This window comes from Longimicrobium sp. (genome assembly GCF_048594345.1).
In the GTDB taxonomy this organism is placed as follows: Bacteria; Gemmatimonadota; Gemmatimonadetes; order Longimicrobiales; family Longimicrobiaceae; genus Longimicrobium.
Window position 1 is genome coordinate 1 of sequence record NZ_JBMDXM010000274.1, and the last position, 1227, is coordinate 1227.

Below are 1227 nucleotides of genomic sequence, written 5' to 3' on the forward strand. Positions count from 1 at the left end.
CATCAACGGCGCCGAGCGGGTGATCGTCAGCCAGCTGCACCGCTCGCCGGGCGTGGTGTTCGAAGAGAACATCCACCCCAACGGCAGCAAGCTGTACAGCGCGCGCATCATCCCCTTCCGCGGCTCGTGGGTCGAGTTCACGCTCGACATTCACGACGTGGTGGCGGTGCACATCGACAAGAAGAAGAAGTTCCCCGCCACGGCGCTGCTGCGCGCGGTGGGCTTCAGCCGCGACGCCGACGTGCTGGGCGTGTTCCTGGACCGCGAAAGCGTGGCCCTGGGCGCGCTGGAGACGGCGGGCACCAAGGAAGGGCGCCGGGGCGAGGTGTTCCACGGCTTCCTGGCCGAGGACGTTCCCGATCCCACGGTCCTGGGCCCCGAGGGCCCGGTGCTGTACCGCGACATCGTTCTCCCCTCCACCGGCGAGGTGTTCGAGCGCGGGCGGCGGCTTACGGCGGAGCTGTACCACGCCTTCCGCGACGCGGGGATCGTCCACCTGCCGGTGGTGGGCACCGCGCTCATCGCGCGCGCCGGCGACGAGATCAACGGCGACGTGCTGGGCCGGCTGCTGCGCGGCGGCATCGAGTCGGTGCAGGTGTTCCGGGCCCGCGGGCAGAGCGGCACGGCGCTGCGCGCCACGCTGGGCAAGGACCCCACGCGCGGCACGCTGGATTCGCTGTTCGCCATCCACAACCTGGTTCGCCCGGGGACGGCCCCGGCGCCCGACGTGTGGACCGAGGAAGAGTTCCTGGCCGAGGGCGACGCCATCATGCACGTCGCCGACTTTCTGAACGCGTGGCAGGAGCGCGGCGCGCAGCCCGTCGACCCCATGAGCCGCGAGGCGCAGCGGTCGGCCGAGGAGCGCATGCTCCGCTTTGCGCAGGAGCGCGGCATCAAGTACGTGTGGGAGAGCTTCCGTGACGACCGCGCCGAAAAGGGCGGCAAGCCCAGCCGCGTGCTGGTGTACGAGCTCAACCGCGTGGTGCAGGTGTACATCGCCGTCTGGCGCCTGCTGTTTCAGCCGCGCACCTCGCTGTTCGTGGCGGGCGAGACGAACGCCGACGGCAAGGCGAACGTGGCCAGCACCGACTACTCGGAGTACACCGAGGAGTCGCTGAACAAGCGCTACGACCTGGGCCGCGTGGGCCGCTACAAGATCAACCAGCGGCTGGCCCCGGCGTTCGAGTCGCTGGGCTACACGGTGCCGCCGGCGGGGATGACGGCGCT

General features: G+C 70.5%; 1 pseudogene. It reads left to right on the forward strand.

Annotation, left to right across the window (positions count from 1 at the left end):
• Positions 1–1227 (forward strand): annotated as a pseudogene (locus tag ACOJUJ_RS28610) (hypothetical protein); the annotation flags it as partial.